General features: G+C 72.3%; 16 protein-coding genes. 10 read left to right on the forward strand and 6 right to left on the reverse strand.

Features of this window, described 5'->3' with window-relative positions; all coding sequences use genetic code 11:
* The first annotated feature begins 74 nt into the window (after positions 1 to 74).
* The 5 genes from QRN56_RS11795 (at position 75) to QRN56_RS11815 (ending at position 5,284) form a co-directional block, all read left to right on the forward strand.
* Entirely contained in the window at positions 75 to 2,255 is a 2,181-nt protein-coding gene (locus QRN56_RS11795; RefSeq protein ID WP_285103421.1) for an RICIN domain-containing protein, read from the forward strand.
* Positions 2,256 to 2,454: 199 nt separating this feature from the next.
* Positions 2,455 to 2,868 carry a nuclear transport factor 2 family protein gene (locus QRN56_RS11800; protein WP_285103423.1) on the forward strand — a complete coding sequence of 138 codons (414 nt, stop codon included), beginning with the start codon at positions 2,455 to 2,457 and terminating at the stop codon, positions 2,866 to 2,868.
* Between the two features lie 24 nt (positions 2,869 to 2,892).
* On the forward strand, positions 2,893 to 3,363 hold the full coding sequence (locus QRN56_RS11805) for a nuclear transport factor 2 family protein (RefSeq protein WP_285103425.1): 471 nt from the start codon (positions 2,893 to 2,895) through the stop codon (positions 3,361 to 3,363).
* 38 nt (positions 3,364 to 3,401) lie between these two features.
* A complete protein-coding gene (locus QRN56_RS11810; protein WP_285103427.1) occupies positions 3,402 to 4,637 on the forward strand; it encodes an epoxide hydrolase family protein in 1,236 nt (411 codons plus the stop codon).
* Between the two features lie 50 nt (positions 4,638 to 4,687).
* Complete coding sequence (locus QRN56_RS11815) at positions 4,688 to 5,284, forward strand: TetR/AcrR family transcriptional regulator (RefSeq protein WP_285103428.1); 597 nt, start codon at positions 4,688 to 4,690, stop codon at positions 5,282 to 5,284.
* Between the two features lie 10 nt (positions 5,285 to 5,294).
* Here the strand turns inward: QRN56_RS11815 and QRN56_RS11820 are convergent, their stop codons facing one another.
* Positions 5,295 to 6,035, reverse strand: coding sequence for an SDR family oxidoreductase (locus tag QRN56_RS11820; RefSeq protein WP_285103430.1), 741 nt, complete (start codon positions 6,033 to 6,035; stop codon positions 5,295 to 5,297).
* Between the two features lie 100 nt (positions 6,036 to 6,135).
* Between QRN56_RS11820 and QRN56_RS11825 the strand changes: the two genes are divergently transcribed.
* Positions 6,136 to 6,963 (forward strand): helix-turn-helix transcriptional regulator, encoded by an 828-nt coding sequence (locus QRN56_RS11825; protein ID WP_285103432.1) that lies wholly within the window; start codon positions 6,136 to 6,138, stop codon positions 6,961 to 6,963.
* A 28-nt stretch (positions 6,964 to 6,991) separates the two neighbouring features.
* Positions 6,992 to 8,392, forward strand: a complete 1,401-nt coding sequence (nhaA, locus tag QRN56_RS11830) for a Na+/H+ antiporter NhaA (protein ID WP_285103434.1) — start codon at positions 6,992 to 6,994, stop codon at positions 8,390 to 8,392.
* A gap of 4 nt (positions 8,393 to 8,396) precedes the next feature.
* On the opposite strand, the gene QRN56_RS11835 is transcribed toward nhaA, so the two are convergent.
* The gene (locus QRN56_RS11835) at positions 8,397 to 9,251 is read right to left on the reverse strand and encodes a slipin family protein (RefSeq protein ID WP_285103436.1); all 855 of its coding nucleotides are present in this window, start codon (positions 9,249 to 9,251) and stop codon (positions 8,397 to 8,399) included.
* Positions 9,252 to 9,486: 235 nt separating this feature from the next.
* Positions 9,487 to 11,541 carry an AfsR/SARP family transcriptional regulator gene (locus QRN56_RS11840; RefSeq protein ID WP_285103438.1) on the reverse strand — a complete coding sequence of 685 codons (2,055 nt, stop codon included), beginning with the start codon at positions 11,539 to 11,541 and terminating at the stop codon, positions 9,487 to 9,489.
* A 33-nt stretch (positions 11,542 to 11,574) separates the two neighbouring features.
* Between QRN56_RS11840 and QRN56_RS11845 the strand changes: the two genes are divergently transcribed.
* Positions 11,575 to 12,450: an alpha/beta fold hydrolase gene (locus tag QRN56_RS11845; RefSeq protein ID WP_285103440.1), complete on the forward strand. Its 876-nt coding sequence runs from the start codon at positions 11,575 to 11,577 to the stop codon at positions 12,448 to 12,450.
* Positions 12,451 to 12,453: 3 nt separating this feature from the next.
* Here QRN56_RS11845 and QRN56_RS11850 read toward each other — a convergent pair whose 3' ends face one another.
* Entirely contained in the window at positions 12,454 to 13,050 is a 597-nt protein-coding gene (locus QRN56_RS11850; RefSeq protein ID WP_285103442.1) for a DsbA family protein, read from the reverse strand.
* Between the two features lie 12 nt (positions 13,051 to 13,062).
* Complete coding sequence (locus QRN56_RS11855) at positions 13,063 to 13,632, reverse strand: TetR/AcrR family transcriptional regulator (protein ID WP_285103443.1); 570 nt, start codon at positions 13,630 to 13,632, stop codon at positions 13,063 to 13,065.
* Between the two features lie 116 nt (positions 13,633 to 13,748).
* On the opposite strand from QRN56_RS11855, the gene QRN56_RS11860 reads away from it, so the two are divergent.
* A complete protein-coding gene (locus tag QRN56_RS11860; RefSeq protein ID WP_285103445.1) occupies positions 13,749 to 14,591 on the forward strand; it encodes an alpha/beta fold hydrolase in 843 nt (280 codons plus the stop codon).
* Positions 14,592 to 14,635: 44 nt separating this feature from the next.
* On the opposite strand, the gene QRN56_RS11865 is transcribed toward QRN56_RS11860, so the two are convergent.
* Entirely contained in the window at positions 14,636 to 15,049 is a 414-nt protein-coding gene (locus tag QRN56_RS11865) for a winged helix-turn-helix transcriptional regulator (protein ID WP_285103446.1), read from the reverse strand.
* A 123-nt stretch (positions 15,050 to 15,172) separates the two neighbouring features.
* Between QRN56_RS11865 and QRN56_RS11870 the strand changes: the two genes are divergently transcribed.
* Positions 15,173 to 16,015: an NAD(P)H-binding protein gene (locus QRN56_RS11870; protein WP_285103448.1), complete on the forward strand. Its 843-nt coding sequence runs from the start codon at positions 15,173 to 15,175 to the stop codon at positions 16,013 to 16,015.
* Positions 16,016 to 16,395 lie beyond the last annotated feature (380 nt).

Below are 16,395 nucleotides of genomic sequence, written 5' to 3' on the forward strand. Positions count from 1 at the left end.
ACAGGTTAGTAAGTGGATCGGTAGGGTGAGGTGCCGCCGCGACGATGCGGCGCCAGACCCTGCCGGAGGCTGCCATGTCCCCTGTTCGGAAGGTGGTCGGCGCACTGAGCGCCGTCCTGCTCGCTGGCCTGCTGGGGGTGGTCGCGTCCCCCGGCGCGGTCGCCGCCTCCACCGGCACCATCGTCGGTTCGGGCAGCGGCCGGTGCCTCGACGTGACCGACGGGTCCACGGCGAACGGCAACCGGCCCCAGGTCTGGGACTGCACGGCGAACAACGCCAACCAGTCCTGGACCTTCGCCGACGACGGCTCCGTCCGCGGGCGCGGCAAGTGCCTCGACGTCGCGGACGGTTCGACGGCGAACGGCGCCGTCGTCCACCTGTGGGACTGCTACGCCTCCCTGGCGAGCCAGAAGTGGACCCTGACCGGGGCCGGCGACCTGGTGAACCAGGCCGCGAACAAGTGCCTGGACGTCACGGGCGGCGCCACGGCCAACGGGACCAAGGTGCAGCTCTGGACCTGCACCGGCGCCGCCAACCAGAAGTGGACGCACAACGGAGGCTCGGTGCCGCAGCCCAACCCCGACCCGGTCCTGCCGGACCCGGCCAACCCGGACCTCGGCCCGAACGTGGCGGTCTTCGACACCTCCATGTCCGACTCCGCGGTCCAGGCCAAGCTCAACAGCGTCTTCGACGCCCAGGAGACCAACCAGTTCGGACCCCAGCGCCAGGCGCTCCTGTTCTACCCGGGCTCCTACGACGTCGACGCGAACGTCGGCTTCTTCACGCAGGTGGCGGGCCTCGGCCTGGTGCCCGACGACGTGAACATCAACGGCCACGTGCACGTCGAGGCCGACTGGTGGCCGGACGGCTCGCAGAACGCCACGCAGAACTTCTGGCGCTCCGCCGAGGGCCTGTCCGTGACGCCCGCCGACGGCAACGACCGCTGGTCGGTGTCCCAGGCGGCGCCCTACCGGCGCATGCACCTGCGCGGCGGGCTCGCCCTGTCCGACGGCGGCTGGTCGTCCGGCGGCTTCATCGCCGACTCGAAGATCGACGGTCAGATCAACTCCGGCACCCAGCAGCAGTTCCTCACCCGGAACTCCGCCATGGGCAGCTGGACCGGGTCGAACTGGAACCAGGTGTTCGTGGGCAGCACGGGGACGCCGTCGAACAGCTTCCCCAACCCGCCCTACACGACCATCGCGACCACCCCGAAGGTCGCCGAGAAGCCGTACCTCTACGTCGACGACAACGGCTCCTACCGGGTCTTCGTCCCGGCCGTGCGGTCCGGCTCCACCGGGACGACCTGGGCCAACGGCGACCCCGCCGGCCGGTCCCTGCCGATCGGCGACTTCCATGTGGTGCGGCCGGGCGACACCGCCGCCAGCATGAACACGGCGCTCGCCGCCGGCAAGCACCTGCTGGTCACGCCGGGCACCTACCAGATCAACCAGACGCTCCAGGTCAACCGTGCGGACACGGTGGTGCTGGGGCTGGGCCTCGCCACGTTCGTCCCGCAGGGCGGCATCGACGCCATGCGCGTGGCCGACGTCGACGGCGTGCGCCTGGCCGGGATCATGTTCGACGCCGGGACCGGCGGCTCGAACGTGCTGCTGCAGGTGGGCCCGGCCGGCTCGTCGGCCGACCACGCGGCCAACCCGACGGTGCTGTCCGACGTGTTCATCCGGGTGGGCGGCTCGGTCGCCGGCAAGGCCGTGGTGAGCATGGAGGTCAACAGTGACGACGTGATCGGCGACCACGCCTGGATCTGGCGGGCCGACCACGGCAACAACGGGACGGTGGGCTGGAACATCAACACCGGCCGCAACGGCCTGATCGTCAACGGCGACGACGTGACCATGTACGGCCTGTTCGTCGAGCACTACCAGCAGTACCAGACCATCTGGAACGGCGAGCGCGGGCGCACATACTTCTACCAGAACGAGATGCCGTACGACCCGCCGAACCAGGCCGCGTACATGAACGGCTCCACGGAGGGCTGGGCGGCGTACAAGGTCGGCGACGCCGTGACCGACCACCAGGCCTGGGGGCTGGGCAGCTACGCGTTCTTCAACGTCAACCCGGCGGTGGCGAACGCGCGGGCCTTCGAGGTGCCTGTCCGGTCGGGCGTGCGCTTCCACAACATGGTCACCGTGTCGCTGGGCGGCGTGGGCACGATCCGGCGCGTCATCAACAACACGGGGGAGACGGTGAACTCGTCGCGTCAGGTGACGTACCTGACGACGGGGCCGTGACCGGGGGCTGCTGACCCTCCCCTTCGAGGCCCGGGTTTCTTCGCTTTGAGCCTGCTCAAAGCGAAGAAACCCGGGCCTCGAACGTGTCTGGGGCGGGCGTGTCGGCGGAGTGGCCGCGGGCGTAGCAAGGATTGGACTTGCTAGTCCAATTTATGGGGCTCACAGTGGACCGCACAGTCCAGTCGAGGAGAGAAGCCCCATGTCCAGCAGCACCAGCACCAGCACCAGCACCGAGCGTGAGGCGCGCAACGACGCCCTCGTGCGCGAGTTCGTCGACGCCTTCGCGAAGAAGGACGCCGCCCTGCTCGGGTCCTACTTCGCCGACGACATCATCTTCGAGAACTACGGCGACCCCGAGGTCCGCGGCCGGGCCGACCTCGTCGCGATGTGGGCGGGCGTGTTCCGCACCTTCGCCGGCGTCCGGTTCGAGACCCTCCACCAGGCCGTCGACGGCGACGTCGTGATCGCCGAGCAGGTGCACGGCCTCGGCCTCGCCGGCAAGCCCCTCGCCCCGATCAGGAACCTCGCGGTCTACGAGATCCGCGACGGGAAGATCGCCGCCTGGCGTGACTGCACCAACCCGCTGGAGGCCAAGCGCCTCCTGGGTCTCTGAGCCGGCGCGCGGAAGGAAAGAGCCATGAGAGACCTGGAGACCCTGAACGCGATCGAGGACATCCGCCGCCTCGAGGCGCGCTACGCCCGCTACGCCGACGAGAAGCGCTGGCAGGACCTGGCCGGGCTGTTCGCCGAGGACGGCTGGTTCCGCTCCCTCGACGTCGACGGCAAGGAGATCGTCAGCATGACGGGTCCCGCCGACATCGCGGAGCAGCTCGGCTCGCGCAACTCCGGCGACGTGCAGCCGCTGCACCAGCTGCTCACCCACGAGATCGACGTGGAGACCCCGGACACCGCCTCGGCGGTCTGGGCGATGGCCGATCTCATCTTCCGGGGTGACAGCGCGATCCCCGAGCCCGCACCCGGGGACACCCTGCCGCCGTTCCGCACCATGCGCGGCTGGGGTCACTACCACGTCACCTACCGCAGGGTCGCCGGCGAGTGGCGCATCGCGACCCGCACCCAGACCCGCACCCGGCTGGAGTTCGCATGACGAGCGCGCCGGTACCCGACCCCCGAAGGAGCACCACCATGTCCGCCACCGAGAACACCGACCTGGAACGCCACCGGTTCACCGTCGCGATCCCCCAGGAGGCGATCGACGACCTCAAGGACCGCCTGCGCAACACGCGCTGGCCCGCCGACATCGACGAGTCCGACGCCTACTACGGCACCAGCCAGGCCTACATGAAGGAGCTCGTGGCCTACTGGCTGGACGAGTTCGACTGGCGGGCGGCCGAGCGTGCGCTGAACGAGGCGAACCAGTACCGGGTCACGGTCGACGGCACGCCGATCCACTTCGTGAAGGAGGCGGGCAAGGGGCCGGCGCCGATCCCGCTGATCATGAGCCACGGCTGGCCGTGGAGCTACCGCGAGTGGTCCAAGGTGATCGGGCCGCTGACCGATCCCGCCGCGCACGGCGGCGATCCGGCCGACGCGTTCGACGTCATCGTGCCGTCGCTGGCGGGCTTCGGTTTCTCGACGCCGACCGGCCGCCCGGACATGAACTTCTGGAAGATGGCCGAGCTCTGGCACGCGCTCATGACCGACCACCTCGGCTACGAGCGGTACGCCGCCGCCGGAGCGGACTACGGTGCCCTGGTCACGAGCCAGCTCGGCCACAAGCACGCGAAGGACCTGTACGGCATCTGGCTGGGCCACGCCATCCACCTCGACCTCTTCCAGGGCGAGCGGCCGTGGGACCTGACCGGCGGCGCGATGGTGCCGCCCGGCGCGTCCGACGAGGTCCGGGACGGCGTGCTCGCCTTCCAGGACCGGTACGCGTCGCACGTGGCCGTGCACATCCTCGACAACCAGAACCTCGCCTACGGGCTCGCCGACTCGCCGGTGGGGATGCTCGCCTGGATCCTGCGCCGGTGGACCAAGTGGAGCGAGTCGCACGGCGACGTCGAGAGCGTCTTCCCGCGGGAGCACCTGATCACCAACGCCACGATCTGGTGGGTCACCCGCTCCATCACCAGCTCGATCCGTTCGTACGTCAACGCGAACCGCTACCCGTGGACGCCGGCGCACGACCGCACCCCGATCATCGAGGCGCCCACCGGGCTCACGTTCCTCGGCAACGAGAACCCGCCCGGCGTGAGCACCGAGCAGCGGGTCCAGTTCTTCCTCGACGACCCAGCCCAGAAGCCCTGGTACAACCCGACCTACCTCAAGGCGCACGAGCACGGCGGGCACTTCACGCCGTGGGAGAACCCCGAGGCGGTCGTCGAGGACATCCGCGCGACCTTCCGTCCGCTCCGCTGAGCACTGGACCGTGGCGTCCAGTCCCGCGCCGTCGTGGCTAGCCTGAGGAGATGAGCATGCGGATGACGGCGCGGGGCGCCGCGACCAGGCTGCGGCTGGTGTCGGGCGCCGCCCTGCTGATGCGCGAGCAGGGCGCGGCGGAGACCAACCTGGACCAGGTGCTGCGGGCGACAGCCACGAGCAAGAGCCAGCTCTTCCACTACTTCCCGGACGGCCGGGCGGGCCTGCTCGTGGCGGTGTCGGCCTACGAGGCGGAGCAGGTCATGGAGGCACAGCGCCCGTACGTCGACGACCTGTCGACGCCGGAGAGCTGGCGGGCCTGGCGCCGGGCCGTGCTGCGGCACTACGCCGAGCTCGGCGAACGGTGTCCCCTCGGGGTGCTCACCTCCGAGCTCGGCAGCTCGTCGCCCGAGGCCCGCCAGGTCGTCAGCGACCTCTACGACCGGTGGGAGGGCGCGCTGATCGCCGGCGTCCAGGCGCTGATCGTCCACGGGACGGCCCGGTCCGACCTGCCCGTGCGCGACACGGCCCGCAGCATCCTCACCGCCGTCCAGGGCGGTGTGGTGATGCTGCGGGCCACGGGGCGCCTGTCCTACCTGGAGACCACGCTCGACACGACGCTGGAGCCGCTGCTCGGCACGCCGTGACGGCACGCGGTCAGCGCTGGGCCGCCGGGCGCACGATGATCTCGTTCACGTCGACGTCGGCGGGCTGGTCCAGGGCGAACGAGATCGCGCGGGCGATCGCGTCCGCCGGGATCAGGTTGCGGCGGAACGACTTCATGTAGGTCTGCGCGTCCGGGTCGGAGATGTGCTCGGCGAGCTCGCTCTCGACCGTCCCCGGCGTGATGGTGGAGACCCGGATGCTCGGGTCGGACTCCATGCGCAGCCCCTCGGTGATGGCCCAGGCCGCGAACTTCGTGGCCGAGTACACCGCCGACGTCGGGTACACCTCGTGCGCGCCGATCGAGGCGACCGTCACGACGTGCCCGCCGCCCTGCCGGCGGAAGTGGGGCAGCACCGCGGCGATGCCGTGCAGCAGGCCGCGGACGTTGACGTCGATCATCTGGTCCCACTCGTGGACCAGGAGGGCATCGAGCCGGGACAGCGGCATGATCCCGGCGTTGTTCACGATGACGTCGATCCGGCCGTGGTCCCGGACCACGGCGTCGACCGCGGTTCGGACGGCGTCGGCGTCGGTCACGTCGAGGCTCAGGGTGGCGGCCCGGCCGCCGTCGGCCCGGATCCTCTCCGCGACGGCGTCGAGGCGTTCCGTGCGCCGGGCGGCGAGGACGACGTCGTGGCCCTCGGCCGCGAGGCGGACGGCCGTGGCCTCGCCGATGCCGCTGCTGGCGCCGGTGACGAGGACGACCTTGGGTGCTGTGTTCTCTGTTGTCATGGCTCCAGGCTCGTTCGCCGTCCAGCGGCCCGGAAGGACGCCGTCCTCCTGGGTGCAGCGCACCCTGGATGGACGACGGCGGCAGTCGTACCGTCGGGGCATGACCTCCTCCCCGCTCGGCGACTACCTGCGCGGCCGGCGCGACCGGCTGACCCCGGAGGCGCTGGGGCTGCCCGTCTACGGCCGCCGCCGCGTCGTCGGCCTGCGCCGCGAGGAGGTGGCCATGCTCACCGGCGTGAGCGTGGACTACTACGTTCGGCTGGAGCAGGGCCGCGAGGTGAGCCCGTCGCCGCAGGTGCTCGACTCGCTCGGGGAGGTGCTGCGCCTGGACGACGACGGCCGGCAGCACCTGTACCGTCTCGCCGGGCTCAGCCCTCGGCCGACGCCGCCCGCGCCGGTCGAGGAGGTGGACCCCGCGCTGCTGGAGCTGATGCTCTCCTGGACCGCGAGCCCGGCGCTCGTGTTCGGGCGGGCCTTCGACGTGCTGACCGCGAACCCGCTGGGCGAGGCGCTCTTCGGCGGCTTCCCGTTCTCGCGGAACCTGACGCGCACCGTGTTCCTCGACCCCGGCGCGCGCACCCTCTACCCGGACTGGCACCTGGTCGCGGAGAACGCGGTGGCGGGCCTCCGGCTCGCGGACGGGCTCATGCCCGGCGATCCCCGGATCCGGGCCGTGGTGGACGAGCTGCGCGTGAAGAGCCCGGACTTCGTGGAACTGTGGGAGCGGAACGACGCGCGGGGCAAGCGACTGGACTCCAAGCGGTTCCGGCACCCCGAGGTGGGGCCGTTGGAGCTGCGGGTGCACGTGTTCGAGGTGCGGGGCGCGCCGGGGCAGGAGCTGGTGGTGTACCACGCGCCCGCGGGGTCGCCGTCGGCGGAGGGACTGGCGTTGCTGGGGACGCTGGCGGCGACGCGGCGGATCGGCTGACGCCGTCGGCGTCTTCTATCCTTGACCCGTGGCAGACCGGATCCCTACGGGAGTACCCACCCGACCAGGGCCGAGGCCCAGGGTCGTCATCCCGTATCCCCGCCTCTCGCCGGGACTGCGCAGCTACTTCGCGACCGAGGGCGGGGGCGCGACGCTGCTGCTCGCGGCGTCGGCCGTCGCGCTGGTGTGGGCGAACGTGGCGGGCGGCTCGTACGAGGCCGTGTGGGACACGCCGATCAACCTCACGGTCGGCACGTGGGAGCTGCACCTCTCGCTGCACCACTGGGTCAACGACTTCCTCATGGCCGTGTTCTTCCTCGTGGTCGGCGTCGAGGTCAACCGCGAGCTGACGGTGGGCGAGCTGCGCAGCTTCCGCGCCGCGTCGGTGCCGCTGTTCGGGGCCATCGGCGGGCTGGCCGTGCCGATCGGCATCTACCTGCTCATCAACCCGTCCGGGCCGGACGCCGCCGGCTGGGGTCTGCCGATGTCCACGGACACGGCGTTCGTCATCGGCGTGCTGGCGCTGGTGGGGCCACGCTGCCCGGACCAGCTCCGCATCTTCCTGCTCACCCTGGCGATCTTCGACGACATCGGCGCGATCGCCCTGCTCGGCATCTTCTACTCCGACGCGCTCATGATGGGCGCGCTCGTGCTCGCGGCGGTCCTGGCCGTCGTCCTGTTCGCGATGCGCTGGATCGGCATCTGGCAGATCGCGCCGTACCTGATCGTGGGCGCCGTCCTGTGGGTGGTCGTCCTGGAGTCGGGGCTGCACCCCACGCTCGCGGGTGTGGTCGTGGGCCTCGCCGTGCCCACGGCGCGGCACGGCAACGACGACGAGGCGCGCCTCCACTTCGGCTTCTACGGTCGCGCGCTCATGGAGGAGCTGGACCCCGCCCGGTCACGGCTCGCCGTCCGCGCCGCGCAGTCCGCCGTGCCGACCAGCGACCGCCTGCTCGACGCGCTGCACCCGCTGAGCTCGTACGTCGTGGTACCGGTGTTCGGCCTGGCCAACGCCGGCGTCATGCTCTCCGGCGAGTCCATCGACGCGGCGATGTCCAGTCCCGTCACGCTCGGCGTGCTGGTCGGACTGGTGCTCGGCAAGGGGATAGGTGTGTTCCTCGGCGCGATGATCGCGCTCGTGACGGGGCTGGGCACGCTCCCGGGCCGGGTGCGGTACGGGCATCTCGCCGGGGGCGCGTTCCTGTGCGGTATCGGCTTCACCATCGCGCTGTTCGTCAGCGAGCTCGCCTTCGACGACGAGGCCCTGATCAACGAGGCCAAGGTGGGCATCCTCGTGGGGTCGATCCTGTCGGGCGTGATCGGCGCCGTGATCCTGCGGTACTTCGGCGACCGGCTGCCGCTCTGCTCGCCCCACGAGGCCTCCGGCCCGCCGCCGCTGCCCGAGGGGGCGTGGCGCCCGCCGGCGTGAGCCGTCAGGGCACCGTCGGCCTCGGGTGGTGCCCCGGCCCTTGTGCCGGGGTGGCGTCGCCGCCGCCGGCCGGTGCTCTCTCCGCCGCGGCCGCCTCTTCGCGGGCCAGGAAGGTGCCGAGCTCGCCGATGGTGCTCATCAGCGGCGCAGGGAACACGACCGTGGTGTTCCTGTCGACGCCGAGCTCGACCAACGTCTGCAGGTTGCGCAGCTGCAAGGCCAGCGGATGCACCATCATGATGTCGGAGGCGTCGCCCAGCCTCGAAGCGGCGAGCTGCTCGCCCTCGGCGTTGATGATCTTCGCGCGCTTCTCCCGCTCGGCCTCGGCCTGACGCGCCATGGCGCGTTTCATGGTCTCGGGCAGCTGGATGTCCCTGAGCTCGACCAACGTGATCTGGAGGCCCCACTCGGTGGTCGTGCGATCAAGGATCAGACGGATGGCGTCGTTGATCCGGTCGGTCTCCGCCAGGATCTCGTCCAGCGCGTGCTGCCCGACGACGTTCCGCAGTGTGGTCTGGGCGATCTGGTTGATGGCCGCGGTGACGTTCTCGATCTCGATCACGGACCTCACGGCGTCGACCACCCGGAAGTAGGCGACGGCGGCCACGTCGACGCTGACGTTGTCCTTGGTGATGATGCCCTGGGACTGGATCGGCATCGTGACGATCCGCAAGGAGATCCGGTGCAGCACGTCGACCACCGGGATGATGACTCGAAGGCCCGGCTCGCGGGTGCCCTTGAGCCGGCCGAACCGGAAGAGCACACCCTTCTCGTACTGCTTGACGATCTTGACGGCCATCGCGAGGCCGATCAGGACGAGAGCAAGGATCAGGATCAGGATCCAGGCCGAGGTGCTCATCGGAACGCTCCGCGGGGTCCGCGCAAGGAGCTGTCAGCTGGCGGGCCGGCGATCGACGTCTTCATGACGCCTACCTCTCAAGAAGGTTCAGGACCAGTCCCAGGCCGAGGCGTCCCGGACTCGTCCACGTCTCACGATACTCCGGCGACGACGCGGTGCGGCCGGCGGTGGTGGCTCCGGCCAGGTGCGCCACGGGCACCTCGTGGGGCTGATGATCGGTAGGTTCGTCCGCGGGTCAGCCGGCGAGGAAGGCGGTCAGCGCGTCCAGGTGGTCCTGGACCGGGCCTGCCGTCAGGACGCCGCTGCCCGCCGCGATCTCCCCGGCGGCCGGGGCCAGGGCCACGCGGGCGCGCTCGGCCATCCGGCGGTCGCCCACCGCGACGGCGGCGCGTCCGGCCAGGACCCAGAGGACCTCGGCCAGGAGGCCCGGCGGCGGGTCCGGGATCCGGCGCACGGCCTGGGCGGCCGCCGCGATCGCCGCCGCGTCGCCGTGGGCACCGCGGGCCAGCAGCAGGTGCGGGCGGGCCCAGGGCTCGTAGGGGCCCCAGTCGGTGTCGTCCAGGGTCGGTAAGGCCCCGGCCTCCCTGGGGGACGCCGGGCCGCCGTCCGCCGGGAGCTCGTGCCAGACCCGCAGCGCGAGGATCGCCAGCGGCAGCAGGCCCTCGGTGAGCCCCGGCATTCCCGCGCCGTCGAGCGTCGCGGCGGCCGCACGGTATCCGCGCTCGGCGCCGGCACGGGCCGCCGGATCCTTCCCGTCCGGCGCGCCCGAGGCCGCCGCCCGCAGCGCCCCGAACCACGCGGTGAACACGCCCACCAGCGGGCGCTCGTGCCGCAACCCCAGCGCACCGGCGTCGTCCGCGTGCCGCTGCGCGTCGGACCACCGTCCGAGGGCGGACAGGGCCTGCACCCGCACCAGGTGCCCCAGGATCTCGAACGTCGCCAGCCCGTGCCGGGCGGCGAGCGACACCAGCTCGGCGCCGGTCGCGTCGCGCTCCAGGGCCAGGCCCGTGTGCTCGAACCGGGTCAGGTACCGCCCGGCCAGTGCGAACGCGAGGACCGCCGGGTCGCCGGACCGTCGGGCGAGCGCCTCGGCCTGGTGCGCCGCCTGCGGGCCGCGGGGCCCGGCCAGGCCCCGTGACTCGACGGCCACCGTCGCCAGGAGCTTGGCCCGGACGGCGTCGGGCGTGTCGTCGGGCAGCGCGGCGAGCGTCCGCTCGGCGGCGGCGACCACCTGGGCGGCCAGGCCGGCGTCGTCGGACCGGGTCCAGGCACCCGGCACGTCGAACGCGCCGATCACGCGCGCCGTGAGGTCCGGGTCGCCGAGCTGCTCCGCGGCGCCGACGGCGGCCACGCGCTGCGTGCGGGCGGCGGTCAGGCCATCGCCGCCGGTCATCGCGAGCGTGCGCAGCAGCGTCGTCGTCGACTCCAGCCGGGCGCGGGCCCCGGCGGCCACCACGCGCTCGTACGCGGACGTCGTGTCCCGCCAGACGTCGTCGGCGCCCGGCGTGCCACCTGCGCCCGGGTCGTGCCGCAGCACCTGCGCCTCCAGCTCCGCGAGCCGCGGCCCCGGGTCCACGCCGAGCTCGCCGGCCAGCATGGCGCGGGCCCGGCGGAGCACCTCCAGCGCGTCGGCCTGCCGGCCCGACCGGTACAGCGCCAGCGCGAGCAGCCGCCAGCCCTCCTCGCGCCAGGGGTGCTCGATCACGTGCGCGTCCAGGTCGGGCACGACGTCGGCGGCCTCGCCGAGGTTGGTGCGCGCCTCGGCGACGCGCTCGACCGCGACCAGCCGGAGCTCGGCGAGGCGGCCCCGCTCGGCCACGGCCCAGGGCTGCTCCAGGCCCGCGTACGCCGCGCCGCGCCAGGTGCCCAGCGCCCGGTCCAGCGCGGCGCGGGCCGCGGCGGGCGCCTGGTCCCGCGCGCCCGAGACCGCCGCCTCGAACGCCCAGGCGTCCACGTCGACCTGGCGCAGCGCGTACCCCGGGCCGTCGGTGACGAGCACCCGCGCCGGGGTACGGGCCGCGCGCCCGGGCTCGATCGCCCGGCGCAGGGCCGCGACGAAGGTGCGCAGCGCCACGAGCGCGCCCTGCGGCGGCTCGTCCCAGAGGTCCTCGACCAGCCGGCCGGCGGTTACCACCCGGCCCCGGGCTGCCACCAGGCGCGCGAGCACCGCCCGCTGACGCGGGCCGCCGAGCGCCGCCTCGGCGTCGTCGGCCCAGGCCGTGACCGGGCCGAGCACGCCCACCCGGACCGGCGCCTGCGCCGCGGCGGGCCCACCTGATCGGTCACTCATCGGCTGCTCATCCACGTGGCGGAGATTGGGGCCATGACAACGACAATCCCTGAGTTCGAGTACCAGCGCGTCGCCGTGGGCGACGTCCACCTCAACGTAGCGGTCGGCGGCGCCGGCAGCCCGGTGGTGCTGCTGCACGGGTTTCCGCAGACGCACCTCATGTGGCGGCACGTCGCGGCGGACCTCGCGCGCGAGCACACCGTGATCGTCCCCGACCTGCGTGGTTACGGGGCCAGCGACAAGCCGGCCGAGCACGACCGCGACACCTACTCCAAGCGGACCATGGCGCAGGACGTGGTGGGGCTGGCCCGGGCGCTCGGGCACGAGACCTTCGCGCTCGCGGGCCACGACCGCGGCGCCCTGGTCGCCATCCGCGCCGGCCTGGACCACCCGGACCGCGTGACGCACCTGGCGATCCTGGACGTGCTGCCCACCCTCGACATGTGGGGCGTGCTGCACGGCGCCGACGCGGCCGTCGCCTTCCACCTCTACCTGATGGCGCAGCCCCCGGGCCTGCCCGAGCGCATGATCGAGGCCTCCGCCGACGAGTTCTTCGGGTTCTTCCTCGACGCCTGGGGCACGAGCGCCGAGGCGATCCCGGCCGACGTCCGGGCCGAGTACCTGCGGGCCTCGCGCGAGGCCGTCCCGTCGATCGTGGCGGACTACCGGGCGTCGGCGGGCATCGACGTCGAGCACGACCGGGCCGACCAGGCGGCCGGCCGCCGCCTGACCATGCCGGTCACGGTGGTGCAGCAGGACTGGGGCAGCGCGCTCGGCTACGACGCGGCGGGGCTGTGGTCCGCCTGGGCCGCCGACCTCGACCACCGCACCCTGGACGCCGGACACTTCATGGCCGAGCAGTCGCCGGCCGAGGTGGTCGCCCTCCTGCGTGGACTCCTGAAGCGGTAGGGCCTACCGGCCCCACCGCGAGGTGCGCTTGCGCGACAGCCCCATCGTGTCGCGCAGGTCGGTCACGGTGACGTCGCCCAGGTAGGGCTCGTCGTTGATGAACAGCGTGGGCGTGCCGTGCACGCCGGCGTCGATCCCGTCCTGGTAGTCCGTGCGGACGGCGTCGGAGAACTTCTGGGCGGGATCGCCCACCAGGGTGCTGGTGTCCAGCCCGAGCTGGTCGCCGTACCGGACGATCGACGCGTCGTCCAGGCTGTCCTGGTTCTTGAAGAGCAGGCCGGCCATCGGCCAGAACGCGCCCTGGTGGCCGGCGGCCTCGGCCGCCAGGGCCGCCGTCAGCGCGTACGGGTGCGGCTCGAACAGCGGGAAGTGGCGCCAGACCAGGCGCACCTGGCCGTCCGAGTTCTTGATGAGCTCGTGCAGCACGGGCTTGGCCGCGCCGCAGTACGGGCACTCGAAGTCGCCGAACTCCACGATCGTGAACGGCGCCTCCGGGTTGCCGTAGGCCCAGCGGAACGCGAAGTCGGCGTCGTGGGGGGCGGTCTGCGCGGCGTGGGGCGTGGCCTCCCGCGCGCTGCCGTCGGACTCGTCGATCGTCATGGTGTCATCCTTTCACCGGCGGGGGCCGGTCGCGGCGTCGAGCAGGGTCTCGGCGGCCGCCCGCGCGTGGTGCGCGGCCTCCGGGGTCCCCGCGATGGCGGCGGTGGTCTGCGCGCCCTCGGCCAGGATGGCGAGCTGCGGGGCCAGGGCGGCCGGCGCCCCGGCGTCGGCCACGAGGCGGGCGACGTACTCGCCGAAGGTGCGCTTCTGCTCGCGGACGGCGTCCGCGACGGCGGTCGACGACGCGCCCAGCTCGCCGTGGGTGTTGATGAACGCGCAGCCGCGGAAGTCCGGCTCGCGGAACCACGCGTCGAGGAAGTCGAAGATCGCCAGGATGCGCTCGCGGGCCGTCGTCGCCGGCTCGGACGCCGTGGCGAGCCCGCTGTCCCAGACCTGCGTGCGGTGGCGCAGCACGGCGACGATCAGCTCGTCCTTCGAGGCGAAGAGCGAGTAGATCCGCTTGAGGGACACGCCCGCCGCCGTCCGCACCGCGTCCATGCCCACGGCCTGGACGCCGCGCGCGTAGAACAGCTCGTCCGCGGCCCGGACGACGTCCTCGCGTGCCGTCTTCTCGTCGATCATGCGATCTCACCCCGTCTTGTGTCCCGCACGAGTTGCGCGGAGAACGTTCGTTCTCTACTGTAACGGATGTGGGCGGAGAACGAACGTTCTCCGCTGGGTCGAGAAGGAGACGGATCATGGGTTTCATCACGGTCGGCACCGAGAACAGCACAACCACGGAGCTGTACTACGAGGACCACGGCTCGGGTCAGCCCGTCGTGCTCATCCACGGGTACCCGCTGGACGGCAACAGCTGGGAGCGTCAGTCGCGTGAGCTGATCGCCGCCGGCTACCGCGTCATCACCTACGACCGCCGAGGCTTCGGAAAGTCGACCAAGGTCGGCACCGGGTACGACTACGACACGTTCGCCGCCGACCTGGACGCCGTGCTGACCACCCTCGACCTGCGCGACGTCATCCTGGTCGGCTTCTCGATGGGTACCGGCGAGCTGGCCCGCTACGTCAAGAACCACGGCCACGAGCGCGTCGCCAAGCTCGCGTTCCTCGCCTCGCTCGAGCCGTTCCTCGTGGCGGCCGACGACAACCCGGACGGCGTGCCGCAGTCCGTCTTCGACGGCATCGCGGAGGCGGCTCGCTCGGACCGCTTCGCCTGGTTCACCAACTTCTACAAGGACTTCTACAACCTGGACGAGAACCTCGGCTCGCGGATCAGCCAGGAGGTCGTCACGGCCAGCTGGAACACTGCCACGGGCAGCGCCCCGGTCGCGGCGTACGCGGTGGTCCCGACCTGGATCGAGGACTTCCGGGCCGACGTCGCCGCCGTCCGCGCCGCAGGCAAGCCGTCCCTGATCCTGCACGGGACCAAGGACAACATCCTGCCGATCGACGCCACCGGCCGCCGGTTCCACGACGCGTTCCCGGAGGCGGAGTACGTCGAGATCGAGGGCGCGCCGCACGGCCTGCTCTGGACGCACGCGGCCGAGGTCAACGAGGTGCTCCTCCGCTTCGTGCAGGCCTGATCCCTTGCCACAGGCCCCCGGCGTCCCGCCGGGGGCCTGTGGTCTCAGCGGGGGAGCGGGCCCGTGTAGTCGGCGCGGGAGCGCTCGACGTCGGCCATGTGCGCGTCGCCCCACTCGCCCAGTGCGGCGAAGACGGCCTGCAGGCTGCTGCCCAGCTCCGTGATCTCGTACTCCACCCGCGGTGGCACCTCCGCGTAGATCCTGCGCTGCACCAGGCCGTCCCGTTCGAGCTGGCGCAGGCGCTGGGTCAGCACCTTCGGCGTCACTCCGATGCGCCGCTCCAGCTCGACGAAGCGCTGGGTCCCGTGCGCCTGCAGCACCCACAGGATGGGCGTGGTCCACCGGCTGAACACCAGGTCGACGACCGGCGAGATGGGGCACGCGGTGGCCGGGTCGTCGTCGGGCTGCGGGCACCAGGTGCTGGTACCGGACCTTGTGGCGGGCGTCGCGTTCGGCATGGCAGGCTCCAATACTTTCCTGAGGGAACCTACTGTACTGACGCTCGTAACGTCGGTGGCACGGCGGCCTCGAAGGCCGTCCGGCCCTGGTTCAGGGCCGCGTCCTACCGACAAGGAGCACTCATGATCGTCGTTACCGGAGCCACCGGGAACATCGGCCGTCCGCTGGTCGCCGAGCTCGTCCGCCGGGGCCATGACGTCACCGCCGTCTCCCGCGCGGGTTCCGCCCCGTTCGACAGCCCGTTGGTTCGCGGGGTGAGCGCCGACCTGGCCGAACCGGAGGGCCTGCGCGCCGCCGTCGACGGCGCGGACGCCCTGTTCCTGCTGGTGCCGGGCTCGGGCGGGCACCTGGACACCGAGCGGATCATCGGCATCGCCGCCGAGGCCGGCGTGCGGCGGCTCGTCCTGCTGTCCTCGCTGGGTGCCGTCACCCGTGCCGGGTCGGCCTCGCACGGTCCGCTCGCCGAGCTGGAGAAGCGGGTGCAGGGTTCGGGCCTGGAGTGGACGCTGCTGCGGCCCGCCGACTTCGCCAGCAACGCGCTCGCCTGGGTCCCGACGGTCCGGTCGGAGCGCGCCGTCCACGCGCCGTTCGGCGACGTCGCGCTGCCCGCCGTCAACCCGCTGGACATCGCCGAGGTCGCGGCCGCCGCCCTGGCCGATGACGGGCATGCGGGCCGCGCCTATGTGCTGACGGGTCCCGCGGCCGTCTCGCCGCGCGAGCGGACCGAGGTGCTCGCGCGGGCGCTCGGTGTGCCGATCGCCTTCGTCGAGCAGACCCGGGACGAGGCGCGTGCCGACATGCTCGCGTACATGCCGGAGCCGGTCGTCGACGGCACGCTCGGGATCCTGGGTGAGCCGACGCCGCAGGAGCAGCGGGTCAGCCTCGACATCGAGAAGGTGCTCGGGCGGCCGGCGCGCACGTTCGGGGACTGGGCGCGCCGGAACGTGGCGGCCTTCGGGGGCTGATCTGAGGTTCACGGGCACAGGCACGGGGGCGAGCACGGGGCGCGTCGGCCGGGCTGTTCACCCTTCCTGCAGGTGGTCCGTTTGTCGGATGAGCCCGTTGGTGCCGGTGCCGGTCCTCCTGGCGGAGCGGCCTCCCGGTCGGATTGGCCGAGCACGGGTCCTCCTGGCCGGATCCTGATCCGGAGCTGGTCAGAACGTCGGTTCCGCTGGGAGTGAGGGTGTGCGTGGGCCGTGCGGTTGGCTGCTCCTGGGAGTCGATGGGGACGCGGAATTCGCGGCCGAGCCCGTGGTCGGGTGCTGCCCGAGGAGATGCCGGATGTCGTCTGCGAGGCTGGTGATGCCGGTGCCGGTGCCGGTGCCGGCGTGGTCGGTGCTGGTGG

This window comes from Promicromonospora sp. MEB111 (genome assembly GCF_030209445.1).
GTDB lineage: Bacteria > Actinomycetota > Actinomycetes > Actinomycetales > Cellulomonadaceae > Promicromonospora.